The organism is Microbacterium maritypicum (genome assembly GCF_041529975.1).
Lineage (GTDB): Bacteria > Actinomycetota > Actinomycetes > Actinomycetales > Microbacteriaceae > Microbacterium.
Genome location: NZ_CP168030.1, coordinates 2,463,855 through 2,488,412, shown reverse-complemented (window position 1 = coordinate 2,488,412; position 24,558 = coordinate 2,463,855). Strand labels below are relative to the sequence as shown.

The following is a 24,558-nucleotide window of genomic DNA, read 5'->3' as shown; positions in this document are numbered from 1 at the left end:
CTACGTTCAGGCGCGGATGAGAACGGTGCCGACGGCCTTGTCATGCAGGCCGCGCTGATCGGCGTCCCAGATCACCGCCGGCACGACCACGACGAGCAGGAGGGTGCGCACGATCGGCCGCCACAGGCCGACCCAGGCACCGTCGCGGCGCACGAGCCGCATTCCGAGGATCCGGTGGCCCGGGCTGCCTCCCGCGGTAGGGATGAAGAGGATCTGCAGCACGGCGAACACCAGCATCGGCGCGAACTGCGTGAGCCCGGCTTCGGTGGGAAGCGCGAACTGGTCGTAGCCGAGGAACGCGGTGGCGATGATGGTCGCGGCGAGGTAATCGATGAGCAGAGCCCCGATGCGGCGGCCCGGCCGGGCGATGCTGCCGGGACCCGACTCCGGGAGTCCGAGTCGCTCACCGGGGTACGTGTTCACAGCGTCCGTCACTCCCCCAGCCTACCGAGAGCGAAATGCCGCATCGTCGCCGGGCTCCTGTAACACGCCCGAAACAAAGCGGATACCGTAGAGAAATCCCCCGTCCGTACTCTGCAGAGTGGCCGTGAAGCCATCGATCCGCATTACAGGAGTCGTACATGTTCAAAGATTCGTCCGAGGTACTGACCTACATCAAGGAGAACGACGTCAAGTTCCTTGACATCCGTTTCACCGATCTCCCTGGTGTACAGCAGCACTTCAACATTCCTGCATCGACGGTCGACGAGGCTTTCTTCACCGACGGTCAGCTGTTCGACGGCTCCTCGATCCGCGGTTTCGCGAGCATCCACGAGTCGGACATGCAGCTCATCCCCGACGTCACCACCGCGTACGTCGACCCCTTCCGCGAGGCGAGCACCCTCGTGATGCTGTTCGACATCTACAACCCGCGCACCGGCGAGATCTACTCGAAGGACCCGCGTCAGGTCGCCAAGAAGGCCGAGAAGTACCTGACGTCGACGGGCATCGCCGACACCGCGTTCTTCGCCCCCGAGGCCGAGTTCTACATCTTCGACGACGTCCGCTACAACGTCACCTCGAACTCCAGCTTCTACAGCGTCGACTCGGAAGAGGGCGCCTGGAACACCGGCCGCGAAGAAGAGGGCGGCAACCTCGGCAACAAGACCCCGTACAAGGGCGGCTACTTCCCGGTGAGCCCGGTCGACAAGACCGCTGACCTCCGCGACGACATCACCCTCAAGCTGATCGACGCCGGCTTCATCCTCGAGCGCTCGCACCACGAGGTCGGCACCGGAGGCCAGCAGGAAATCAACTACCGCTTCGACACGATGGTCCACGCGGCGGACGACATCCTGAAGTTCAAGTACATCGTCAAGAACACCGCCGAGGAGTGGGGCAAGGTCGCGACCTTCATGCCCAAGCCCCTCTACGGCGACAATGGCTCGGGAATGCACACGCACCAGTCGCTGTGGAGCGACGGCAAGCCGCTCTTCTACGACGAGGCCGGCTACGGTCAGCTCAGCGACATCGCACGCTGGTACATCGGCGGCATCTTGGCGCACGCGCCGGCCCTGCTCGCCTTCACCAACCCGACGCTGAACAGCTACCACCGTCTGGTGAAGGGCTTCGAGGCTCCGGTCAACCTGGTCTACTCGGCCGGAAACCGCTCCGCCGCGATCCGCATCCCGATTACGGGCTCCAACCCGAAGGCCAAGCGCATCGAGTTCCGCGCGCCCGACGCCTCCGGAAACCCTTACCTCGCCTTCGCCGCGCAGCTGATGGCGGGCCTCGACGGCATCAAGAACCGCATCGAGCCGCACGAGCCGGTCGACAAGGACCTCTACGAGCTTCCGCCCGAGGAGGCCAAGGACATCCCCCAGGTGCCGAACTCGCTGCTCGACTCGCTCGACGCCCTGGCGGCCGACCACCAGTTCCTCCTCGAGGGTGGCGTGTTCACCAAGGAGCTCATCGAGACCTGGATCTCGTACAAGTACGAGAACGAGATCCTGCCGATGGCCCAGCGCCCGCACCCGTTCGAGTACGAGCTGTACTTCGGGGTCTGACGACCGCAGCGCATCGTGAAGAGCCCGCCTCAGCTTCGGCTGAGGCGGGCTCTTCCGCGTACAGTCCCGTACGCGACGCGGTAGCGGGAGTGGATCACGACGTCGCCGACGCGACTGCAAGGACCTCCGGGAACGAGTCCGGCTGGGGGCCGAACATGATTCCCGAAGGTCCTCGCCGCTCCAGCCGGTCACGAAGAGCCGGCGAGCATCACCACGCACATGTTGGGGATACCACGTGCGGGGTGAAGGTGTCGTTCCCCGAGGCGAGGAAAGGAACGCCCGGGGGTGACGTGAGAAGCCATGAGGCTGTATGCGACATGGTTCGCCTTTCGTCACGGATTCGGGTGCTGCTCCATCCCGGCTTTCCAACGACAGGTGGTGAAGCAGTGTCAGTTTCTCGACAAGACGTTCCCGGTTGAAGAGCGGGGGCGGCATCTGCGACAAAGAGGTTCGTCGTGACAGAAAATGTTCCGTCGAGGCTTGCCTTCGGGCACGCCGAGCCGCGAGACAGCGACGAGCGTGGGAGCGGTCAGTTCCCGCGGGGCGCGCGATGTCCCGCCCTCGTGAGCGCACGTCGCATCGTGACGACGGAGGTGAATCCGGACTCGGCGGCGATGTCCGCCACCGAGGGACCGTGCTTCCCGTCGTCGGATGCGAGCCGGCGCAGACCCTCCGCGACGCGATGACGCTCGATCTCTCTCCGCGGGCTCATGCCCATCGGCTGATAGGCGCGATGCAGTGAACTGGCACTCACGGCGAGATCTCGGCACAGCACCTCGACGGTCAGGGCGGGGTCGCGAAACCGCTCGGAGATGAGCGTCTGCGCGGCGAGGAACAGGCCATCTCGGTGAACAGGATCAGTGCGGGACCGGGACGAATGCTCATAGGCCGCAGCGGCGGCCAGATGCTCCATCGCGATCCGAGAGTGGATGGAGGGCTTCACCCCGGACCGGTTCGCATCGAGCGATGTGTTGGCCACAGAGGTCATGGCGAGGAGGGACTCTCGCGTGATCGACCGCGGCTCTCCCATCAGGCGGCGATACTCCCGCCCCCGCAGGATGCTGTCGCGGAAGAACCAGCCGTAGCGCGCCCACGGTTTCGGCGAGTGGGCGTGGAGTGCGGAGTCGCCGTCGAGCAGGATGATCTGCCCCGCCTCGATCTGCACTTTGCTGCCGTCCACCGTCACCTCGGCGGTTCCCTCCACGATCGCCGCCACATGGACGATCCCCTCGCGGCTCAGGAGCGCAGTACTCATCCCCCCGCTCCACAGCCGCGCGAACCCGAAGTCATCGGTGGCCGTCTCGTCGTACTCGTAGACCTGCGGTCGAGCGTCGTAACTCCACCCGTGCCTGAGGCTCTGCTTCAGCACCTCCACCTCGACCGCCGGTGTCAGCTCGTGTAGATCACGTCGACCGCGTGGATCTCACCGGTGAAGGCGAACGGCGCACGGTCGAAGTAGTCGAGCGAGACGGAACCACCCAGGCACACGCCGATGTCGAGACAGTCGTTGGCGGTGAACAGCAGCGGGACGCTGACGGGCACGGTGCCGGTCGCGATCTGCCGGCCGTCGAGCGAGATGTCGATGCGCAGCGGTCCGGCCGGCCGCGCTTCGACGTAGCCGGTCTCCACGACGATCTCCGCGCGCCCCACGGGTAAGCGCTCCGCGGACCGGATCTTGGTGCGGTGCACGATGAACGTGTTGTACTCGTAGCAGAGGTAGCCGTCGTCCAGGTAGCACGTGAGGCCTCCTCCGGCGCCACCCAGCGCGTAGAGCACTCCCTCGGCGTTCTCCGGCAGCGATGCGTCGATCGTCACCCTGTTCGCGCGGTTCCCGAGCGCCGGTGCGATGAACTCCGGCATCCGTCGCAGGTCGCCGGTGAAGCTCCAGCTCCGGTACGGCGTCGAGATGCGGAACTCGGGGTGGTAAATCGGCACCCAGAGGCCGCCGCCGACCGGATAGACGCTGTTCTTCGCCGCCTCGATGGCGAACAGCTCCTTGAGCTGGGCGAGCTTGTCGGGATGCTCGTCTGCGAGGTCATGAGCCTGCGTCCAGTCCTCGTCGAGGTGATACAGCTCCCAGGCATCCTGGTCTGGGCTCCAGTCGGCGATCCCCTCCGGCAGTCCGGGAACCCAGGGGGCTCGGGGACCGAAGGCCGACGCCATCCACCCGTCGTGATAGATAGCCCGGCTGCCGAGGATCTCGAAGTACTGGGTGACGTGCGTCTCCTCGGCCTCCGGGTCCGTGAGCGCCGCGGCGAAGCTGGATCCGTCGATCGGATCCTGGTGCACGCCGCGGACCTCGCGAGGCGGAGTGATCCCGATCAGGTCGTAGAGGGTGGGGACCACGTCCGTGCAGTGCACGAACTGCGACCGCGGCGTGGAGTCCGGGGTGATCCGCGCCGGCCAGCGCACCGCCAACGGATTGCGTGTGCCACCGAGGTGGGAGGCGAGCAGCTTCATACCCTTGTACGGGGTGCTGCCCGCCCAAGCCCATCCCGCGTGGTACATGTTGTCGGCCTTGGCCGTGCCGAGAGCGTCCAGGCCGCCCATCTCGTTCATCGCCTGGATGTGCATCTGCACGGTCGACGGGATGCCGTTCTGGGCGAGCAGTTCGCTGATCGTGCCGTTCTGCCCCTCACCGGACGACCCGTTGTCTCCCCAGATGTACATGATCAGGGTGTTGTCCCCGTATCCGAGCGCCTCGATCTCGTCGATGACGCGTCCCGCCTGCACGTCGGCGTGCTCGCCGAAACCGGCGGCGATCTCCATCAACCGGGTCTGGAACTCCCGTTCGTCTTCGGGGATGTCATCCCACGCGGGCATCCGCGCGTCCCGCTCGGTCAGCTCCGCCGATTCGGGGATCCAGTTCTTCGCCTTGGCACGCGCGAAGACCCGCTCGCGGTATTCGTCCCAGCCGCCGTCGAATCGCCCGGAGTATTTGTCCGCCCACTCCTTCATGATGTGATGCGGGCCGTGCATCGCACCGGACGCCCAGTACAGGAAGAACGGCTTGTCCGGAGCCAGCGCCTTGTGGTCGCGGAGCCAGCCGATGGCATCGTCGGCGAGATCCTCACTGAGGTGGTATCCCTCGGCGGCGGTCTTCGGCGGCAGGACGCTCGTGGTGTTCCTCACGAGGTGGGGCTCGTACTGCGACGCTTCACCCGCGAGGAAGCCGTAGAAGTACTCGAATCCGATGTTGGAGGGCCAGTTGTGGAACGGCCCGGTGGCTCCCGTCTCGATCGCGGGCGTGTTGTGCCATTTGCCGAACGCGGCGGTCGAGTACCCGTAGTCCTTCAACACCTCGGCGCCGAGCGCACTGGAGCGCGGGATCTCGCCCGCGTACCCATCCCAGTCGTTCGCCAGCTCGGCGATCTGTCCGTTCCCGATCCGATGGTGATTGCGACCGGAGAGCAGAGACGCCCGCGTCGGCGAACACATCGCGGTCGTGTGGAACCTGTTGAAGCCGACTCCCTCGTCGATCACGCGGGACAGTGTGTCGGTGCGCACCTCACCGCCGAAGGTGTCCGGAAGACCAGGTCCGGCATCGTCGATCAGGACGATGAGGATGTTCGGCGCGTCATCGGGAAGCCGCGACGGAGCCGCCCTCTGGCCGTACACCGATTCCTGCATCGTGCGACCCGCGATGCTCGCGGACGGGGTCGGCGGGAACGGGAGGACGTCTTGCGGGTTCATGAGGAGTACCTTTCGGGGGTCGACGGCTGCGCCTCGCCGTCATGGAGGACGAGACGCCGACGCAGCGCGACGAGATCAGCGGGGTCGAGACCGAGCCCATCCACGGCGTAGCCCTCGATCCCTCCGAACCTCGTGTGCGCCTCGTCGATCGCTGCGTCGAGATACTCAGCACGCACGCCGAGGACGGGAAGGAGCAATCTCGTGTCCACCCCCTTCGCCGCGGCGGCCGCGAGAAGCGGCTGCAGAGCGGGCAGCAGGTCGGTGTTGGTCTCGAGATAGTCGGCACGCACGTCGCCCTCGCTGACGCCGAGCAGCAGAAGCAGCGAAGCCGCCGCCCACCCCGTGCGATCCTTGCCCGTCGTGCAGTGGAACAGCGCCCCACCGCGACGAGCCGGATCGATGAGGTCGAGGTAGAACGCCCGGTAGGCCGCGAGTGCGGACGGGAGACTCACGATGTTCCGGTAGGAATCCCGCATCAGCTCGACGCCGCGCCCGTCTCCGAGCGTCGCAGCGAGCCCGACCGGGTTACTGGCGAGTTGGCCGACGCCCGCCGCGACATCCGTGGTGCTGTCGGCCAGCACATCCAGGCCGACGAGCCGCACGCCGTCGGGCAACCGATCGGGTGACGCGCCGCGCTCGCCGACCGTACGGAGGTCATAGACGGTCGTGATGCCCAGCCCGAGGAAGGCCTCCACGTCATCGCCTTCCAGCCGAGCGAGGGTGGCCGAGCGATAGACGGCACCGGACCGGAGGACTCCCCCGGCTGCGCGCAACCCGCCGAGATCACGCAGGTTCGGGGCGCTGCGCAGGGGAATGCGGCGGGTGATCGGAATGCTCATCGACTCTTCTCCTGTTCTTCGACCGTCGTCAACGTTCGTCGGTCGGAATCGGCTCAGGGCGCGGCGGGACCCAGCTGCCATCGAGGACCGACTGCTGCGGACGATAGAGCCGCAGTGTGTAGTTCCAACCCGGCATGATGGGCAACGCGTTCGAGTGGCCCACCGGGTCGGCGCCGAAGTGGATGGTCACTCCGCCGTCGTCGTCTGCGACCGCCGTCAGACTGTTGATGCTGTTCACCCCGAGAGTGTTCTGCTCGAAGTAGCCGGCGGCGTTGTAGAGCGACACCGACCAGAAAGCGTCGACCGGCACGTCTTCGAGCCGCAGCCGGTAGTCAGCCACCGGCAGCCCCTCATCGATGCTGATGTAGGTGGCCTCATATTCGGGAAGGCCGCCCCAGCCGCCGGCGGTGCCGAGCAGATGCATGACCGGATCGACCTCCGCCGGCGTTCCGAAGGCGTGGTCGTAGGTGGCGACGCCGCGTCCCAGGGTGAGGAGCGCGTCGCGGGTCTCTGCTTGCGACGCTTCGTCGTACTCCGGCAGCGGGAACGCCCCCACGCCGCCACCCTCCAAGACGATCGCATCCTGGAGACGGTTCACTTCCAGGACGTCGATGGCATCGTTCGGGTCGACCAGGATGCGCACCAGGATCACCGCGTAGTCGGTCCCGATCGCGTCGCGGGTGAGCACGTGGGGACCGGCATCCCGCAGCAACAGTGGACCGTAGTGGTCCTGACTCACGACGAACGCGGAGATGTAACGACCCGCGGTGTCCGGCAGCGTGAGGGTGACATCTTCGCGCACATCGATGACGGCGCTGCTGTAGAGGGTGTCACGGTTCTGTCGGATGATCGGCTGATCATCGAGAGGCTTCAGGCCGCGGCTGTGATTCCACGCGCCGAGTCCGACCCCGGCCGCGAGGCGGGAGAACATGAGGTCGGACTCGGCGCGAGCGAAGTTGCGCACGGTCACTTTCGTTGCGGGCATGAGCTTCCTGCTGTCGATGTCAACGGATCAGGCGAGAGCCTTGGCCTTGAGCCGGTCGAACTCCTCGGAGCTGATCGCGCCCGCATCACGGAGTCGGGCCGCGGCCTCGATCTCCTCGGTCGCCGTCTTGCCTGCGACCTCCCGGATGTAGGACTCGGTCGCCTCCGCCGATTCACGCGCCGCCCTGCTGCTCCGCTCGGCCATCCCCTGGCCGCGCGCGATGAGGTAGACCAGGACGGTCAGGAACGGCAGGAAGATCAGGAAGACGACCCACACCGCCTTCCACCACCCGTTCAGGCCGCGATCGCGGAACAGGTCCGCGATGATGGCGAAGAGCGCGAACAGGTAGCCGATGAAGACGGTCGCCCACAGCATCCAGCCGAGCGTTTCCCAGAAGAGCATGTCTGTTGATTCCGTTCTCCCGCCGGAGCGCATTCGCGTCCCGCGAGGATGAAGAGCAGTGTCGGGTGCCCGTTCTGCGGTCTGGCCGAAGACACGAGCGTCGCTGAAATTCTGGCCAGTCCCGCCCCCTCGGAATGCGCTTCTCATCCGCGCCGGATGAGAGCCGGGGTCATCCGCCGCCCCCGCCTCTCCCGGCGCCGATATCGTTGACGCGTGATCGACGCCGTCCGCGAGGACATCTCCCCCACTGATCCGGAGCTCGCCCGTACGGCTCTGCGCCGGAACTGGCTCCGCCTCATCCTCGAGTCCCGGACCCGCGAACTCGAGCAGCTCTGTCTCGCTCAGCCGGACCCGCACGACGCGCACGTTCTCCTGATCCGCGCGTGCTGCCGCGACCTGCTCGGCGACTCGCACGGTGCGACATTCCTGCGCGGTCAGGGGTTGAGCGTCGCCGCAGAGGACTTCGTCGTCTGCTTCACCGAGCTTCTTCTCGCGACGGATGCTTCCGCCAAGGCCGTCGCCGCGGACCGCGCCCGGGACGCTCTCACCCGATGCGGCCCGGAGGACGACTATCCCTCCGCGCTCTTCCTGCTGGGGTGGACCGAGGTCCGACTCCGGCGGGACCTCGGCGAGGCCATCGCACTGCTCCGCTCCGCAGCGGACGAGGCGCGTCTGCACGACCGAGACGAGACCTTCCGGCTCGCCCAGTCGAACCTCGCCTTCGCGCTGACCCACGCCGGGCTCTTCACAGAGGCCGAGCAGACCCTCGATGCGCTCCCGGTCGCGGCGGCACCGTCCGATTGGGACGTCTTCGAAGGCGGTCTCCCCCAGGCGAATCGTGGAACCATCGCCTACTGGCGCGGGGACTACGACGAGGCGATCCGCCACCTGGATCCTGCGGTCGCCGATACCGCTCCCGGCCACAACTTCGAAGCCCTCGCCCGCCTCTACCTGGTGATGAGCCTCGTCGCGTTGAAGCGTGACGACCGCTACTACGCGGCATCCGAGCTGATCCGTGGCGTAAGCAGGGCCGACAAGCACGGCATTCCGTGGGACACGCTACGGCGGGTGGTTTCCGCGCTGCTCGCGCATGCGGAGGGGCATGACCAGCGCGCGCGAACCATCGCGGCGCCCGCGCTCACACGACCCGGTGCCGCGGTGGCGCACGCAGTGCTCGCCGAGCTCTACCGGGTCCTCGATGAGCCAGCGCTCGCGGCTCAGGCGCTGCGGTTGGCGTCGGCGGGCGCCCTGCCCCGGTACGCACGTGTGAGCACGCTGATCACCTCCGCCGCGCTGCGGTCTGCGGCCGGTCGCGGGTCGGAAGCACACGAGCTCCTGGACCGAGCGCTGGAGGCCGCCTCGTCGGAGCGGATCCTCGCCCCGTTCCTGTCGGACGACCCGCTGATCGGTGACCTCCTCAGCGCACACGCGCATCGGGGATCACGTCATGATCCCTTCCTCGCCGTCGTCCTGGAGCGACGAGGACAACTGTCGCGACGCCTCGCCGGCGTGCTCACGCCGCGGGAGAGCGAGGTTCTCGGGTGCCTGCGCACGACGATGACGGCCGAGGAGATCGCCGCGCACCTCGGTGTGGCCTACCCGACCGTCAAGACGCACATCCGCTCGGTCTACCGGAAGCTCGGTGTGACCACCCGACGCGAGGCCGTGCGCTCGACGCTTGCCCGATGATGTGCACAGCCCGGTGGGAGAAGACGCGCACGAAGACGAAGCGCCCGCCGGTCATCCCGGCGGGCGCTTCTCCGATCACGACGTCGATACGCGGTGGTTACGGCACCTTCGAGCCGGAGGTCTTCTCGCTGAGGAAGTCCGACGAGAGCGTGGTGTTCACGTACGTGTCGACGAGCGCACCCCCCGCGGACGGCAGGAGCCAGAGCACCGGCAGCTGCACGAGATTCTCCGCGCCGTTCAGCACACCGCTGTAGGTGTAGGTCACGCTCCCCGATGTGCCGTCGGCCGGAAGCGATCCGACGCGGGTCCATCCGTGCAGGTTCTGCTCCTGGAGGCGGTAGCTGCCCGGGTTGGTCACGCCGTTACCGGCACCCCACGCGACGGTGACGGTGGCGGTCCCCGCCGTGAACTTGCCCGCCGGCTCCATGTCGCCGGTTGTGCCGTCGAAAGCGTTGAAGCCGAGGGTCTGCCCCGTGTTCACCTGCACGCGGTTCGGCTGCGTGGCCGTCCAGGTCTGGACCGAGGTGCCGCCCTGCCACGACGAGAGCCCCCCTCCAGGGGCCGGCTGCGGCTGGGGGTCGGGCGTGTTCTCGCTCGCGGCGGCGAGCGGGGTGGCGACGGCTACCGCGATGACCGGTGCCGACCAGGCCGCCGCCTTGATCACGGTGCGGCGGTCGAAGCCGGCACCGCGCTGGTTCTCGTTCTCATTCATCTCGATGTTCTCCTTGGGGGTCGGCACAGTCCACTCGGGTGACCGGTGTCACGACGTCTCGCCGCGTGGCACTGGCCACGCGGAGCTTCGACGCATCGGCACACTCGCTGGACCCGTGTGGATCGCGCGGCGGGTTCCGCGCTCGTGCGGCAGCCGCGAATGGGAGTACGGCCGGCCATCCGTCATGCTGGCAGCGGGGACGACCGGCACTTCCCGTCCGGCACGCACATGTCGCTTTCTCGACCAGGGGTGTCGCGCTGGGTATGACGCGCACCGCCGACGGAGGTCACCCCTCTCGTCGCCGTCGGACCTCCGACGGGGCACGCCGCCCCTCGTGCACCATCGCCCGCGCCAGGCTCGACCCGCCGGAGAGGCCGGAGTACCGACCGATCTCCTCGATGCTCAGGCGGTCGTACGCGGGATCCGTGAGCAGACCGATCGCATGCTCGACGCGCGATCGGCGGATCTCCCGTTCCACCGTCGCACCCTGTGCCCGGAACGCACGTTGCAGCTGACGCAGGGAAAGCCGGAGCTGCTCGGCGACGCCGCGCGGCGACAGCACAGGATCTGACGCCTGCGCGGTGATCAGGTTCAGGGCATCGCGATGATGATCGGGCGGAAGGCCGGCCGCCGCGGCACGGGTGGCCTCGACAGCCACGCCCAGCACCATCTCCTGCAGTAGACGCTCGAGGTAGTAGCTCCCGAAGGTGCTCACCGGATCGGCGTCCACGACGGCCGCCCGCTCGGCGAACGCGACCGCCGGGTCGAGCAGTGACGTCGACGGTGACACGGGCCGGATCTCGCCCGGCGCCGGCGCCGCGAACCCGGCGAGCACCTCCGCGGGCAGGACGATCGAGAGCAGACGCAGTCGCTTCAGCGGCGAAGTCAGAACGGTCGCATCGTGGTTGAGCAGAAAAGCATCGTTCTCCGCCAGTCGCACCGTTCCGGACGGGGAGCCGATGTCGATGCTGCCGGAGCGGACACTGTGCAGTCCGATCAGTCCCGGCACGCGGTCGAGCCTCGAACGCGCGTCATCGCGCCCCGCCACGAACTCGCGGATGCGCACGCTCCCGAACATGGCCAGCGTGCGCGCTCTCGTCACGGGCACGACACGACTCCCGATCGCGCTCGACAGACGCCCAGCGCCGGGAAGGGCGACGGGCGGTTCTCTCCGGCCACCTCAGCGGCGTCGCGAGAGAGTCAGCGTGTGCTTCCCCCTGAGCGCACGTGGCGCGTCGGGTTCGAACGTCGACGACCGGTCGACTTCTCTCGGTGAAACGCGTCCCCACAGCACAATGAAACCCTCCCCATGCGGTTCCCCACCGCAGCCCGGCCCCCCGGGTACGGGGCCCTCGATCCCACCATATCGGTCCGGCAGCCGTGCCGAGGCGACCGACTACGCCGCCGCGCGGACTCTGCGCTTGACCGCCGGGCACACGAATGATCAACTGGTGAGTCTGACCATCGACCGGGGGAACCATGCGCCGTAGAAGAGTGATCGCGAAGGCCGAACCGCGCACACCTGTGGAAGCCGCGCCGTCACAGCCGTCGAACGCGGTGGCCGCATATGCGCGCACGAACCCGTTCATGTTCGGTCTGCTCGGTGCGCTCGGGGTCCTGGTCGCGTTGGCAGTCGGCAGCATCATCGGTCAGCTCGCGACCGTGCTCGTCTACATCGGCGTGGCGATCTTCCTCGCCCTCGGACTGGACCCGATCGTCACGTTCATCGAGAAGAAACTCCCGCGCCCGGCCGCCGTCACCATCGTCGTCGCCGGTGTGGTCCTCGCCTTCGCGGGAATCATCCTCGCCATCGTCCCGATCCTCGTCGAGCAGATCAGCAACCTGATCAAGGACGGCCCGCAGATGGTCGAGGACTTCATGGCCAGCGCCTGGTACAAAGACGTGAGCGGCCAGTTCGGCTCGAGCATCAAGGATGCCGTCCAGGGCATCCTTGACTTCGTCGGAGACCCGGACAACTTCCTCGACATCGGCGGCGGCGTGTTCGCGGTCGGCGCGGGGATCGCCGGTGGGTTCACCGGCATCACGATCGTCCTGATCCTGACGCTGTACTTCATGGCGTCCCTGCGGAGCATGAAGCATGTGGCCGCGCGCTTCGTCCCCGCCTACCAGCGGGGAACCTTCAGCGGACTGCTCGAAGACGTCTCCGGCGCGGTCGGGCGCTATGTGATCGGGCAGGCGAGCTTGGCGCTCATCAACGGCGTCCTGAGCCTGATCTTCCTCAGCATCATCGGGGCGCCGGTCCCCGCGCTACTCGCCCTCATCGCCTTCATCGGATCCATGATCCCTTTGGTGGGAACGCTGACGGCATCGATCATCAACTCGCTGATCTGCCTCTTCGTCTCGCCCCTGACCGCACTGATCGCGATCATCTACTACCTGATCTACATGCAGATCGAGGCATATGTGCTCTCGCCGCGCATCATGAGCAAGGCCGTCGCGGTTCCCGGGGCGCTCGTGGTCATCGCCGCGGTCGCCGGTGGCGCATTGGGCGGTATCCTCGGAGCGCTCGTCGCCATCCCGGTCGCCGCGAGCATCATCATCATCGTGCAGAAGGTGACGTTCCCCGCTCAGGACCGGAAGATCGTGCCCCCGGTCACCGCCGTCTGACCCGCGCAGTCCGCCGGCCGAACACCTTTCAGCGTACGAGCAGAGCGCCGGCCTCCACGCGCACCTCGAATGCGGAGAGCTCGCCCATCTCCTCACCGTCGATCTCGAACATGAGAGGCGTCTTCAACTGAACCGAGATGTTCTCGACGGGCAGGTGGCGCGCGGAATCGGTGCTGACCGCCTCATCGGTCGCACCGAAGATCCGTCGGATGCCGTTGTCCCAGACGAAGGAGCGCAGGGTGTCCAACCACTGCAGGGCGCCGTCTGCACTGATCATGAGCACATCGAGCTTGCCGTCGTCGAGAACGGCATCGGGGAGCAGGCGGATGCCGCCCTGCACCATTCCGCAGTTGCCGATGAGCATGGTGTGCCCGCGCACCGCCACGGCCTTCTCCCCGTCGATGGCGAGGGTGATGTCGGTCATCTCGGTCCCGGCCAGGGCACGACCCATCGCCTCGACGTAGGCCAGCCAGCCGGCCTTCGACTTGAGGTCGTCGTCGGTTTCGACCAGCATCTGCGCGTCGATCCCGAACCCGACCATGACGGCGAACGCGTGCTCGGTGCCGTCGTACGACACCCAACCGAGATCGATGCGACGCGGCTCCGCGTCCCGAACCCTCTGGAGGGCTGCGGCGACGTTGTTCAGCGGCACTTCGAGATTGCGGGCGAGGAGGTTGCCGGTGCCCTGCGGAACGATCCCGAGAGCCGTCTCCGAACCCGCCAGCGACTCCGCGACCGCGCGGACGGTGCCGTCTCCCCCGACGGCGATCACGATGCCCCGGCCGTCTTCGCGAGCCTCCCGGGCCATGCCGCGGCCCGGGTCCTCCGGCGTCGTCTCCCACCAACGGATGTCGTACTGCTCGTCGAACACGTCGCTCACCGCGTCCTGCAGAACGTTCTGATCGACCTTCGAGGGATTCCAGACGATTCCGATGCGCGTAGGGGTCATATCGTCAGCTTGGGACACGTCGCCCGATACTGCAAACCGAGGCGGCGGTTATCCGTAGAACAGCTCCTCGAAGGTCTTGCGCGCGCGTCGGGTGACGCCGAGGTAGTCTTCCTCGAGCTCGGTCGCCGAACGCTCCGGGTATCCCAGCAGGCTGCCGATCGCATCCAGCTGGCGCCGATCGGCGGGGAGCAGATCGCTCGTCTGCCCGGTGAGGAGTGTGATCGCCGAGCGCAGCCGACTCGACAGGCGCCACGCCTCCCGTAACCGCTCGGCGTCGCCCTCCTCCACGAGGTCGGCTGCGACGGCGGCGTCCAGCGCACCGAGTGTCGCTGTGGTCCGCAGGCCGGGGATCGCGTGCGCATGCTGCAGCTGCAGCAGCTGCACCAGCCACTCGACGTCGCTGAGCGTGCCGGGGCCGAGCTTCAGATGTCGCCGCGGATCAGCGCCCTGCGGCAGCCGCTCCCCCTCGACCCTGGCCTTGATGCGCTTGATCTCACGCGTTCCCTGGAGGTCGACCGATTCCGGGTAGCGGATCGTGTCCGCGAGGGCCGTGAACCGCTCGATGAGCTTCGCACTCCCCGCCACCCCCCGCGCGCGCAGGAGCGCCTGCGCCTCCCAGGAGAGCGACCAGCGCCGGTAGTACTCGGCGTACGCGGCGATCGATCGCACGACCGGTCCGTTCCGCCCCTCCGGTCGGAGGTCGGCGTCGAGATCGAGTGGGAGCCTGTGATCGGTCAGGTGCTCGCGGAGTCCTGCCACGATCTGCGTGGCGAGCTTCTGCGCCCGTTGCGAGTCGACCCCGTTCGCGTCGTACACGTAGAGGATGTCGGCGTCCGACCCGAAACCGAGTTCGGCACCTCCGAAACGCCCCATGGCGATGACGGCGAAGTCGAGCTCTGCGGCGTCATCGGGAACCACCTCCCGGATGACGGCGCGCAGGGCCGCCTGGATGGTCGCCTCGGTGATCTCCGTGAGCGCGACAGCCACCTCTTCGATCGTCAGCACGCCGAGGACGGCGCCCATCGCGGTCCGCAGCAGCTCCCGACGGCGCAGAGCCCGCACCGCTCGAAGGGCGTCGCCGATGGTCTCGTGACGGGTCTGGATCGCGCGCGCCTCTTCGTCGAGCGCCGCCGCACCGCGGGAACGCAGCCGTTCGGTGCTGTCGAGCCAGGCCACGGATTCCGGGATCCACTCCAGCAGCTCCCCGACGTAGCGTGACGAGGACAGCAGTCGTGTGAGGCTCTCGGCAGCACCCGACGAGTCCCGCAGCATCCGAAGGAACCACGGGGTGTCGCCGAGGCGTTCGCTGATGCGACGGAACGCGAGAAGCGCGTAATCGGGGTCGCTTCCGTCGGCGAACCACCGCACCATGATCGGCATCAGCGCCCGCTGGATCGTCACCTTGCGGCTGAGCCCGGTCGTGAGTGCACCGATGTGCCGCAGGGCGCCCGCGGGGTCGCGGAACCCGATGGCCGCCAAGCGGTCATGCGCCTGCGCCGTGGAGAGTGTGCGTTCCTCCTCGGGAAGACCGGCCACCGCGCTCAGAAGCGGGCGGTAGAACAGCCGAGTGTGGATCTCGCGCACTTCGCGGCGCACAGCCTCCCATCGCGTCCATACACCGTCGCCGCTCTCGGCGAGTGCCGTGCTGCGCGCCAGTACGCGCAGACCGGCGGGAGTCCGAGGAAGCAGATGCGTGCGGCTCAGTTCGCGCAGCTGCAGGCGGTGCTCCATGAGTCGCAGGATGCGGTAGTCGTCGGCGAACGTCGCGGCATCCGCTCGTCCGATGTACCCGCCGGTGACGAGGGCGTCGAGACTCTCGAGCGTGCCGCGCGTGCGGATCGACTCGTCCGTGAGGCCGTGGACCAGCTGAAGCAACTGCACGGTGAACTCGATATCGCGTAGACCGCCCGCTCCGAGCTTGAGCTGATATGGCGCGTCGTCCGGATCGATGTGCTCGGTCACGCGCTCGCGCATCCGCTGGACGCTCTCGACGAAATCCTCACGAGCGGCGCTGGACCAGATCTTCGGCTGCACCGCCTCGACGTACTCGGCGCCCAGGTCGGCGTCTCCGGCGAGAGGTCGTGCCTTCAGGAGTGCCTGGAACTCCCAGCTCTTGGCCCAGCGATCGTAGTAGGCGAGGTGCGAGGCGAGCGAACGCACGAGGGCACCCTGCTTGCCCTCGGGCCGCAGGTTGGCGTCGACCTCCCACAGCGGGGGCTCCACCTCGATGCTGTCGAGACCGCGCATCGTCTCGCGGGCCAGCCGCGTCGCGATGTCGATCGCGCGGGCCTCCGTCACGACCTCCTCGTCGCTGGTGCCGCCCACGAAGATCACGTCCACGTCGCTGACATAGTTGAGCTCGCGGGCGCCCGCCTTTCCCATGCCGATGATCGAGAGCCGCGTCGCCGCTACCTGCTCCCGCGGGGTGGTCTCACTGAGACGCGCGCGTGCGATCGCGAGCGAGGCCTCCAAGGCCGCTCCGGCGGCATCCGACAGTGCGGCGGACACCGCGGCAACCACCGTCTTCGGCTCGGGGTGGGTCAGGTCATAGGCGGCGATGGCGGCGAGGCTGCGTCGGTACGCGACACGCACGGCCACGACCGCGGCATCGTCCGCTGACGTCGCGAAGCCATCTCGGGCGCCGACCGATGCCAGCAGCTGCGTCCGGAGCGACTCAGGCGACGGCAACGCGTCGAGGGCCTCCCCCAGCACCGAGAGCTGATCGGGATGGCGGAGGAAGAAGTCGGCCAGCCCTTCCGAGGCACCGAAGACCCGCCACACGCGGTGACGCGTCTCAGCGATGTCGAGCAGGCCCTTCAGGGGTCCGGGGTCCCGACGCGCGACACGGACCATTCCCCGCACCGCGGCGTCGGGGTCGGCAGCATCCGCTCCTTCGAGAAGTGACGATCGCGAGATTCCGAGAACCGTCGCCAACTCGGACAGGGATGCCGCCGCCTCGCTCAACTCGGCGAAACCGAGCCTGGCCAGGGCGGAGAGGGAGACGGAGTCGTCCGGTCGGGCCATCGGCGCAGGTCAGAGCAGTTCGAGGTTGCTCTTCAGCTCGAACGGGGTGACCTGGCCACGATAGGCCTCCCATTCCTTGCGCTTGTTGAGCAGCACGTAGTTGAAGACCTGCTCCCCCAGCGTCTCGGCGACGAGTTCGGATGCCTCCATGTACTCCAGAGCGTGGTCGAGGCTCGCAGGAAGTGCCTCGTATCCCAGTGCACGCCGCTCGGCGTCGCTCAGAGACCACACGTTGTTCTCGGCCTCGGGCGGCAGCTCGTAGCCCTCCTCGATGCCCTTGAGTCCTGCCGCGAGCAGCAGCGCGTAGGCGAGGTACGGGTTCGAGGCGGAGTCGATGCCGCGGTACTCGACGCGCGACGACTGGCTCTTGTTCGGCTTGTACATCGGCACGCGGATGAGGGCCGAGCGGTTCGCATGCCCCCAGGTGACGAAGCTCGGCGCCTCGTCGCCTCCCCAGAGCCGCTTGTAGGAGTTCACGAACTGGTTCGTCACGGCGGAGATCTCGTTCGCGTGTCGGAGAAGACCCGCGATGAAGTGTCGGCCGGTCTTGGAGAGCTGGTACTTCGCGCCCTCCTCGTAGAAGGCGTTCTGGTCACCCTCGAAGAGCGACATGTGGGTGTGCATGCCGCTGCCGGGCTGATCGCTGAGCGGCTTCGGCATGAACGTCGCGTAGACGCCCTGCTCGATCGCCACCTCCTTGATCACCGTGCGGAAGGTCATGATGTTGTCGGCCGTCGTGAGGGCGTCCGCATAGCGGAGGTCGATCTCGTTCTGTCCGGGTCCACCCTCGTGGTGGCTGAACTCGACGGAGATGCCGAGGTCTTCGAGCATCCGCACCGAACGGCGACGGAAGTCGTGAGCCGTGCCGCCGGGAACGTTGTCGAAGTAGCCGGCCGAGTCGACCGGCACGGGACCGTCGGGCCCGAACGACGACGATTTGAGCAGGTAGAACTCGATCTCGGGGTGCGTGTAGAACGTGAAGCCGGCATCCGCGGCCTTCGCGAGCGTGCGCTTGAGCACGTGCCGCGGGTCGGCGACGGCCGGCTGTCCGTCGGGCGTCGTCAGGTCGCAGAACATGCGCGCCGTCGGATCGATCTCGCCGCGCCACGGCAGCGTCTGGAACGTCGTCGGATCCGGCTGCGCGAGCAGGTCCGACTCGTAGGTGCGCGTCAGCCCCTCGATCGCCGAACCGTCGAAACCGATGCCTTCCGCGAACGCCCCCTCGACCTCGGCCGGAGCGATCGCCACGGACTTGAGCGTGCCGATGACGTCGGTGAACCACAGCCGCACGAACTTGACGCCGCGCTCCTCGATCGTCCGGAGGACGAAATCCCTCTGCTTGTCCATGGTTACTCTGCGCCCTGGCCCTTTGCGTCGCCCGCGTTCTGCGAGCCCTTGGCGTCCCAGCCCTGCTCCACGGCTTCCTCTTCGGCCCAGGCGCGCGAACGCTCCTTGAGCACCTCGGGCGCGCGGCGGGCTTCGGCCTCCGTGTCGAAGGGCCCGATCCGGTCGATGGAGGGCGAGATCATGCCGAACTCGACCTCGCCGGTCTCGGAGTTGTACCAGTACTTGTGGTCACCGTCAGACATGCCTGTCCCTTCTTCACGTGATGTCATCGATCCTACTGGCGTGCACCGTGGTCGCTAAGCTATCGCCCATGGCAAAAGCGATCGGCGTCGACATCGGCGGCACGGGAATCAAAGCAGGAATCGTCGACCTCGAGCACGGAATCATGGCATCCGACCGGGTGCGGGTCCCCACCCCTGAAGGCGCATCGCCTCAGGATGTCCTGAACGCCGTGCAGACCGTTCTGAAGACCCTCGACGTTCACGATTCGACCCTCCCGCTCGGTGTCGCCTTCCCGGCCATCGTCAAGCGCGGCAAGACGCTCTCCGCGGCGAACGTGTCGAAGGAATGGATCGATTTCGATGCGGAGCGCTTCTTCCGCGACGGACTCGGCCGCAACATCGTGTTCGTGAACGACGCGGATGCCGCCGGCGTCGCCGAGGCCCGCCACGGCGCGGCCAGGGACGTGCGCGGCTTCACCTTGCTCACGACCCTGGGCACCGGCATCGGGTCCGCCTTCCTCTATGACGGCGTGCTGCTGCCGAACACCGAGCTGGGCCACCTCAACTTCGGTGAGTACGAGTCGGTCGAGACGTATGCCGCGACATCGGCACGCGAGCGCGAGGGCCTCAGCTGGGCCGCATGGGCGGAGCGCCTGCAGGCTTTCTACTCGCACATCGAGTTCCTGTTCAGCCCCGACCTGTTCGTTGTCGGCGGCGGCGTGTCGAAGAACGCCGGAGACTTCCTCCCGCTCCTCGACCTCAAGACCCCGATCGTGCCGGCCATCCATCGCAACAACTCCGGGATCATCGGCGCCGCGTCGCTCGCCGGCGACTGATCCTCACCCGCTCCTGAACCTCGAAGGCCCCGATGACTCTGCAGTCATCGGGGCCTTCATCATGAGTCGGGCGGCGTGGACGAACCCGTCTCGGCCGGTCAGCGGCGCTCCGTGCGAACCCCGAGGTGGGCGCGGGCAGCGATCGCGACGGAGGGCTCCGGGTCGGCGGCCAGCGTCTGCAGCACCGATTCGACGTCGGGCCCGGGGATGCACGCGAGCATCCCGACCAGGCGCCGACGTCCATCGGCGTCGGTCATCCCCATCACCGCCGTCGAAGCACGGACGAGCTCGCCCGTGAACCCTTCACGAGAGGCGAGCGCCTCCAGAGCGTCGCTCGCCTCCATGTCGAGCTCCCCCGCGGCCACCTGCGCGACCAGTGCGGCGACCACGGCGATGTCGCCCGACATACTCCCGACGATGTTCGCGCGAGCACGAACTCGCGGGTCCGCGTGCGTCGTCTGCCGGGCCACGGACGCCAGCGCTCGCGGCGTGCCGATCTTGAGGAGCGCCTCCAGCGCACGGTGTCGTCGCTGCGCGTGCGCTGAGGTGAGCTCCCTCGCGAGAACGGGAACCGCGGGGTCTCCGATCAACGCGAGGGACCAGAGGACCGCGCCGGCCACGTTCGGTTCATCCTCGCGGAGCAGAGCCTCGATGAGGACGGCCGTGTCGCGCTCGTCGCCCTTCTCGAGTGTCAGAGCCAACCTCTGTCGGCCGGACGCGCTCACGGAATCGAATCCACGAATGAGTGCGATGACACGAAGCGCATCGGCCACCTCGCGAGGATCGCTCGCGTGAATGCGATCCAGACGCGAGACGAGTTCGGTCGCGGCGCTCTGTTGGGCCCGCGCGCGCTCGACGAGGCGCTCGACGAGATCCGCCGATGCGAACGCCTCGGAGTCGAGTGCGTCGGCGACCTCCGCCAAGCTGAGGCCGAGCGATCGCAGACTCTCCACGTGGAGCAGCCGCTCGACATCCACTTCCGCGTACTGGCGATAGTGGCCGCTGGTGCGCGCCGTCGGCGAGACGAGACCGATGCGGTCGTAGTGGCGCAGCATGCGTGCACTCACCCCGCTTCGCCGAGCGACCTCCCCGATGAGCATGTCAGTCGTCTCCGACCGTCGGTGCGTCCCGAAGCGCGACCACTCGCCGGGCTTCCTCGATGGCCGCCTCGAAACCATCGTCCGGGTATGCCATGACATGTGCTGTGGCCAGCGCGTGCTCACGAACCCCGGGGTCCGGCGCATCCGTCGCCGCGTCGACGACGGACTCGGCGGCGGGGCCGAGCATCGCGATCGCCCGGCTCAGGCTTCGCTGGAGCTCACGATCTCCGCGGCCGAGGTTGCGAACCAGCTCGCGGGCGAGTGCGGGGTGCTCACTCTCCGGCGCGAGGCCTGCCGCGGTGCGCCACGCCGCCTTCGCGACTTCGACGTCGTCGTCACGCAGCAAGTCCACGGTGATCGCTGACCAGGCACGCCGGTCGCCGAGCTTCGAGAGGCTGTGCAGGGCCTGGCTCCGGGCCTGAGCAGTCGTCGAGTCGAGCTCGGGCAGCAGGAGCTCGACGGCCTTCGTCCGATCCTGGCGGGTGATCGCCCATGTGAGCATGTCCCGCACGTAGAAGTCGGGCTCGACCGAGCACCGCTCGATGAGCACCGGCAGGTACGCGTCGTCCGTGTGGATCCCTGCAGTGAGCGCCGTCTGCAGCCTGACTGATGCGTCCGACGCGCTCAACGCGCTGCGCAGCCGGCTCTCGGGGGATGTCATGTTGTCTTGGGTCATGAGGACCACCTCCACATCCCACTTCACACCTTGTCAGCGTGTCAAGGTCAAGACGGAGACAAGACGCGGTTCCGAGGTGCTTCGAAGGTGACCAGCGGATCAGGTCGATTCATGCGAATGGGCCGACCTGTACGCCGGGTTCTGTTCCAGGGTTCTTCGCCCCTTCGACGGCCATCTCTCTCGGCGACACGTTGCCGTGGCACTCTAGCGGTCTACCCGAGGACTCGGCGAGCCGCGTCATCATCCTCTGTCTGACCTTGCTCCGGACGAGGTTTACCTGGCGGGCCATGTCACCATGGCCCCCGGTGGTCTCTTACACCACCCTTTCACCCTTACCCCTTGCGGGGCGGTCTACTCTCTGTGGCACTTTCTCGCGGATTGCTCCGGGTGGGCGTTACCCACCGTCCTGCCCTGAGGAGCCCGGACGTTCCTCGGTGCGGTCACCCGCCACGCGGCCGTCCAGTCGACCCATTCGCACTCCCAGTCTACTTCTCGGGAGGCCATTCCTACTTCTCGGCGGACTCTGCGATCCGGAGGTCCAGGGGCACGTCGATCGGGAAGGACCCGAAGAGGCGGGTCGTCGCGACCGCGGCCGCTTCACGCACGGCCTCGGCCGCCGCTTCTGCGTGCTCCTGCGGAATGTGCAGGATGACCTCGTCGTGCAGGAAGAAGGCCAGGTGCGGTGCCTGCGCGAAGGGACCGGATGCCGTGGCCGTGGTGAAGCCCTCGGGGATCTGCTGCAGGCGGTGGCGGATCTCCGCGAGCCAGATCAGCGACCACTCGGCGGCAGTCCCCTGCACGACGAAGTTCCGGGTGAATCGCCCCCAGTCACGCGCCCGGCGCCGAGCGAGCGCCACGACCGCCGGATCGGCATCAGCGCCGGTGGCATCGGCCTGCAGACGCATCCACTCCACCGAGGGTCGGGGCGATGATCGGCCGAGCCAGGTGGACACGATGCCGCCGTCCTCGCCCGTGCGCGCCGCCGCGTCGACGAGCGCCATGGCGCGCGGATACACCTTCCTCAGCCGTGGAACGAGCCGCCCACTGTCGCCGGTCGTGGCGCCGTACATCGCACCGAGCACCGCGTACTTCGCCTCCTCCCGGGTGGCCACCGCTCCGGATGCGACGACGCCGGCGTACAGATCGCTCCCCCGCGCCGCCCGCGCCATCGCCTCGTCGGAGGCCATCGCAGCGAGCATCCGCGGCTCCAGCTGCGCGACGTCCGCCACGACGAGAGTCCATCCAGGGTCGGCACGCACCGCAGGGCGCAGACTGCGCGGAAGCTGAAGCGCGCCTCCGCCGGCAGAGGCCCAGCGCCCGGTGACCACGCCACCGGGGATGTACACGGGACGGAACCGCCCGTCGTGCACCCACTCGGCGAGCCACGCCCAGCCGTTGGCACTGAGCAGCCGGGAGAGCTTCTTGTACGCGAGCAGCGGTTCGACGACCGGGTGGTCGTGCTCGGCGAGCTCCCACCGGCTCGTGGACTCCACCTGCACCCCGACACGATGCAGCGCCCTGAGCAGCTTCTGCTGACTGTCGAGGTGCAGTGAGGGGTCGCCGAGGAGTTCCCGCACTCGATCGCCGAGCTCGACCATACGACTCGGCGTTCCACCGGCGACCGGACGCGTGCCCAGCGTGTCGGTCAGGATCGCATCGTGCACGCCCTCGTCCCAGGGCAACCCCGCGGCCCGCATCTCCTCGGCGATGAGTCCGCCCGCCGACTCCGCCGCGCACAGCAGCGTGAGGCGACCATCCGGCGCCGCAGCGATCGTCTCCCGCTGCGCCCGGTACTGACCGAGGGCCGTGACGATCGGGTCCTCTCCGCTCGTGTCGTCGAACACGTCGAACAGCGACGGCGCCGCAACGGTCGGCTCACGCCGCTCCCACTCGTGCGACGCGGGAAGCGGGGTCGGCACCGCAGAGGTGTCGCGCAGGATCGCATGGCACAGCACCAGATCATGGCTGCGAGAGATCCGCACTCCGTCGCCGAGGAGGAGGGCGTAGGTCTCCGCGGCGGTGCGCATGATCCAGCGCGGAGCGTCGGAGGTCTCCGCGGCGTGGACCCATGCGGACAGCTCGTCGGTGCGCAGAGACGTGCGGTTCTGCTCTTCGTCGTCGGCGTCGAGCTCGATCGCGACGTACTCCTGTGCGCCGACGGAGATGAGCGCGATGCGGCGTTCGATCCCCGACGCCGGCGCTGTCATCGGCGGCGGGCGCGGGCACCGCTCATGCGAGCCCGGATTCCTCGGTGCGCACGAGGATGCAGCCGCACTCGGGGCAGGAGACCACGAAGTCGTCCGCCGCGCGGCGGATGTCGTTCAGATCGGTGCTGGGAAGCAGGATGCGGCAACCTTCGCAGGTGCCGCGGGTGAGAAGAGCCGCGCCGGCACTGTTCGTCGCGCGACGGGAGTACTCGGCCAGGAGTTCCGGCGAGACGCCTTCGGCCACGGCCGCTCGATCGCGGGCGAGCTGCGCACCCAGATCCGTCGCCGCGGCGACATCTGCCTTGGCCTGGGCGGTGAGCGCCGACCCCTCGGCGGTGGTCGTCTCCAGGAGAGCCTGCTGTGCGGCGACTGCGGCCTCCGCCTCTTCGAGCCGCCCCATGACGTCGAGTTCCGCGTCTTCGAGGTCGCTCTGCCGCCGGGCGAGGCTCGCCAGCTCGTGCTCGAGCGCCTGCGCGTCCTTCGAGCTGGTCGACGCGGCGAGTCGCTCGGCGTCACGGTTCCGGCGCGCCTCGACGACCGCGACATCGGACTCCAGGCGCTTCAGCTCGGTGCGCACATCGTCGCGAGTGCCGGTGAGGGTCGTCAGCTCGCGGAGCTGCTCCTGGCGGATGGCGACGAGCTCGGTGATCCGCCCCGCCTGGCTCGGCTTGGTACGGGCACGCTCGGCCTGCGCGATGCGCCGGTCGAGGTCGGCGATGTCGAGCAGGGTGCGCTGGTTCTCGGGGCTGGCGTTCACGCTCTCAAATCTAGTCGCTGCGCCGACATCCGCCCATCAGCTCACGTCGCCGTCGACGTAGTACCACTGCCGGTCCTCCCGGACGAAGCGGCTGCGCTCGTGCAGGGAGCCCCGCTCGGCGCCCTGCCGCCAGATCGCCTCGAACTCCACGACGCCCTGGTCATCGAACGGACCGCCGGCCACGCGATCGAGTACGAGCAGCCGCAGCCACTCGAGATCCGGCTCGAAGTCGATCGTCCGCGGCCTCGATGTCGGATGCCAGGTGCGCAGCAGGTGACCCGCATCGTGGCGCCCGAACGCCGTGTACCGCGACCGCATCAGGCGCTCCGCCGTCGGAGCGGGGGCGCCGCGCAGCAGTGGACCGCAGCAGCCGCCGAACACCTCGCCGGACGAGCACGGGCATCGCATCGCGTCGTCGATCACCACGTCATCCGACGCCATGTCCGTCTCTGCTGTCATTCCCTCAGCGTACGCTCGGAGGAAACGC

General features: G+C 67.9%; 21 protein-coding genes and 1 other RNA gene. 4 read left to right on the top strand and 18 right to left on the bottom strand.

The window, feature by feature from the left end:
• Window positions 1–6 precede the first annotated feature (6 nt).
• Window positions 7–435, bottom strand: coding sequence for an RDD family protein (locus ACCO44_RS12090; RefSeq protein ID WP_029262829.1), 429 nt, complete (start codon window positions 433–435; stop codon window positions 7–9).
• A 146-nt stretch (window positions 436–581) separates the two neighbouring features.
• On the opposite strand from ACCO44_RS12090, the gene glnA (ACCO44_RS12085) reads away from it, so the two are divergent.
• A complete protein-coding gene (glnA, locus tag ACCO44_RS12085; RefSeq protein WP_029262830.1) occupies window positions 582–2,006 on the top strand; it encodes a type I glutamate--ammonia ligase in 1,425 nt (474 codons plus the stop codon).
• A gap of 529 nt (window positions 2,007–2,535) precedes the next feature.
• On the opposite strand, the gene ACCO44_RS12080 is transcribed toward glnA (ACCO44_RS12085), so the two are convergent.
• The 5 genes from ACCO44_RS12080 to ACCO44_RS12060 are packed head-to-tail and all read right to left on the bottom strand — an operon-like array spanning window position 2,536 to window position 7,925.
• Window positions 2,536–3,375: a helix-turn-helix domain-containing protein gene (locus ACCO44_RS12080; protein ID WP_372466715.1), complete on the bottom strand. Its 840-nt coding sequence runs from the start codon at window positions 3,373–3,375 to the stop codon at window positions 2,536–2,538.
• Window positions 3,376–3,395: 20 nt separating this feature from the next.
• Entirely contained in the window at window positions 3,396–5,699 is a 2,304-nt protein-coding gene (locus ACCO44_RS12075; RefSeq protein ID WP_105710040.1) for an arylsulfatase, read from the bottom strand.
• Complete coding sequence (locus ACCO44_RS12070; protein WP_372466713.1) at window positions 5,696–6,538, bottom strand: tyrosine-protein phosphatase; 843 nt, start codon at window positions 6,536–6,538, stop codon at window positions 5,696–5,698. Before ACCO44_RS12070 ends, ACCO44_RS12075 begins: the two co-directional genes overlap by 4 nt.
• 28 nt (window positions 6,539–6,566) lie before the next feature.
• Window positions 6,567–7,523 carry a DUF1214 domain-containing protein gene (locus tag ACCO44_RS12065; RefSeq protein ID WP_372466712.1) on the bottom strand — a complete coding sequence of 319 codons (957 nt, stop codon included), beginning with the start codon at window positions 7,521–7,523 and terminating at the stop codon, window positions 6,567–6,569.
• Between the two features lie 27 nt (window positions 7,524–7,550).
• Window positions 7,551–7,925 (bottom strand): SHOCT domain-containing protein, encoded by a 375-nt coding sequence (locus ACCO44_RS12060; RefSeq protein WP_029261811.1) that lies wholly within the window; start codon window positions 7,923–7,925, stop codon window positions 7,551–7,553.
• A gap of 213 nt (window positions 7,926–8,138) precedes the next feature.
• Between ACCO44_RS12060 and ACCO44_RS12055 the strand changes: the two genes are divergently transcribed.
• Window positions 8,139–9,614, top strand: coding sequence for a LuxR C-terminal-related transcriptional regulator (locus tag ACCO44_RS12055; protein ID WP_372466710.1), 1,476 nt, complete (start codon window positions 8,139–8,141; stop codon window positions 9,612–9,614).
• Window positions 9,615–9,711: 97 nt separating this feature from the next.
• Here the strand turns inward: ACCO44_RS12055 and ACCO44_RS12050 are convergent, their stop codons facing one another.
• Together ACCO44_RS12050 and ACCO44_RS12045 are read right to left on the bottom strand one after the other, a co-directional pair.
• Window positions 9,712–10,326, bottom strand: coding sequence for a hypothetical protein (locus ACCO44_RS12050; protein WP_372466708.1), 615 nt, complete (start codon window positions 10,324–10,326; stop codon window positions 9,712–9,714).
• Window positions 10,327–10,612: 286 nt separating this feature from the next.
• The gene (locus ACCO44_RS12045; RefSeq protein WP_372466707.1) at window positions 10,613–11,434 is read right to left on the bottom strand and encodes a helix-turn-helix domain-containing protein; all 822 of its coding nucleotides are present in this window, start codon (window positions 11,432–11,434) and stop codon (window positions 10,613–10,615) included.
• Between the two features lie 371 nt (window positions 11,435–11,805).
• Here ACCO44_RS12045 and ACCO44_RS12040 point away from each other — a divergent pair, with 371 nt between their 5' ends.
• Window positions 11,806–12,954 carry an AI-2E family transporter gene (locus ACCO44_RS12040; RefSeq protein ID WP_372466704.1) on the top strand — a complete coding sequence of 383 codons (1,149 nt, stop codon included), beginning with the start codon at window positions 11,806–11,808 and terminating at the stop codon, window positions 12,952–12,954.
• 28 nt (window positions 12,955–12,982) lie between these two features.
• Here ACCO44_RS12040 and ACCO44_RS12035 read toward each other — a convergent pair whose 3' ends face one another.
• Genes ACCO44_RS12035 through ACCO44_RS12020 form a run of 4 tightly spaced genes read right to left on the bottom strand, consistent with a single transcriptional unit; the run spans window position 12,983 to window position 18,516 of the window.
• Window positions 12,983–13,903, bottom strand: a complete 921-nt coding sequence (locus tag ACCO44_RS12035) for a diacylglycerol kinase family protein (RefSeq protein WP_105710047.1) — start codon at window positions 13,901–13,903, stop codon at window positions 12,983–12,985.
• A gap of 48 nt (window positions 13,904–13,951) precedes the next feature.
• Window positions 13,952–16,927, bottom strand: a complete 2,976-nt coding sequence (locus ACCO44_RS12030; RefSeq protein ID WP_372466702.1) for a bifunctional [glutamine synthetase] adenylyltransferase/[glutamine synthetase]-adenylyl-L-tyrosine phosphorylase — start codon at window positions 16,925–16,927, stop codon at window positions 13,952–13,954.
• A gap of 9 nt (window positions 16,928–16,936) precedes the next feature.
• Entirely contained in the window at window positions 16,937–18,274 is a 1,338-nt protein-coding gene (gene glnA / locus ACCO44_RS12025; protein WP_029261804.1) for a type I glutamate--ammonia ligase, read from the bottom strand.
• Window positions 18,275–18,276: 2 nt separating this feature from the next.
• Window positions 18,277–18,516, bottom strand: a complete 240-nt coding sequence (locus ACCO44_RS12020; RefSeq protein WP_036303297.1) for a hypothetical protein — start codon at window positions 18,514–18,516, stop codon at window positions 18,277–18,279.
• Window positions 18,517–18,584: 68 nt separating this feature from the next.
• Here ACCO44_RS12020 and ppgK point away from each other — a divergent pair, with 68 nt between their 5' ends.
• A complete protein-coding gene (gene ppgK / locus ACCO44_RS12015; RefSeq protein WP_029261802.1) occupies window positions 18,585–19,331 on the top strand; it encodes a polyphosphate--glucose phosphotransferase in 747 nt (248 codons plus the stop codon).
• 98 nt (window positions 19,332–19,429) lie between these two features.
• Here the strand turns inward: ppgK and ACCO44_RS12010 are convergent, their stop codons facing one another.
• The 6 genes from ACCO44_RS12010 to ACCO44_RS11985 form a co-directional block, all read right to left on the bottom strand.
• On the bottom strand, window positions 19,430–20,431 hold the full coding sequence (locus ACCO44_RS12010) for a MerR family transcriptional regulator (protein ID WP_372466699.1): 1,002 nt from the start codon (window positions 20,429–20,431) through the stop codon (window positions 19,430–19,432).
• A gap of 1 nt (window position 20,432) precedes the next feature.
• Window positions 20,433–21,107: a HEAT repeat domain-containing protein gene (locus ACCO44_RS12005; RefSeq protein ID WP_372466697.1), complete on the bottom strand. Its 675-nt coding sequence runs from the start codon at window positions 21,105–21,107 to the stop codon at window positions 20,433–20,435.
• Window positions 21,108–21,221: 114 nt separating this feature from the next.
• Window positions 21,222–21,578: RNase P RNA component class A (gene rnpB, locus ACCO44_RS12000), an RNA gene on the bottom strand.
• Between the two features lie 35 nt (window positions 21,579–21,613).
• Complete coding sequence (locus ACCO44_RS11995) at window positions 21,614–23,314, bottom strand: bifunctional 3'-5' exonuclease/DNA polymerase (protein WP_372466696.1); 1,701 nt, start codon at window positions 23,312–23,314, stop codon at window positions 21,614–21,616.
• Between the two features lie 22 nt (window positions 23,315–23,336).
• The gene (locus ACCO44_RS11990; protein WP_029261798.1) at window positions 23,337–24,071 is read right to left on the bottom strand and encodes a zinc ribbon domain-containing protein; all 735 of its coding nucleotides are present in this window, start codon (window positions 24,069–24,071) and stop codon (window positions 23,337–23,339) included.
• 36 nt (window positions 24,072–24,107) lie between these two features.
• Window positions 24,108–24,530 carry a YchJ family protein gene (locus ACCO44_RS11985; protein ID WP_105710052.1) on the bottom strand — a complete coding sequence of 141 codons (423 nt, stop codon included), beginning with the start codon at window positions 24,528–24,530 and terminating at the stop codon, window positions 24,108–24,110.
• Between the last annotated feature and the right edge of the window lie 28 nt (window positions 24,531–24,558).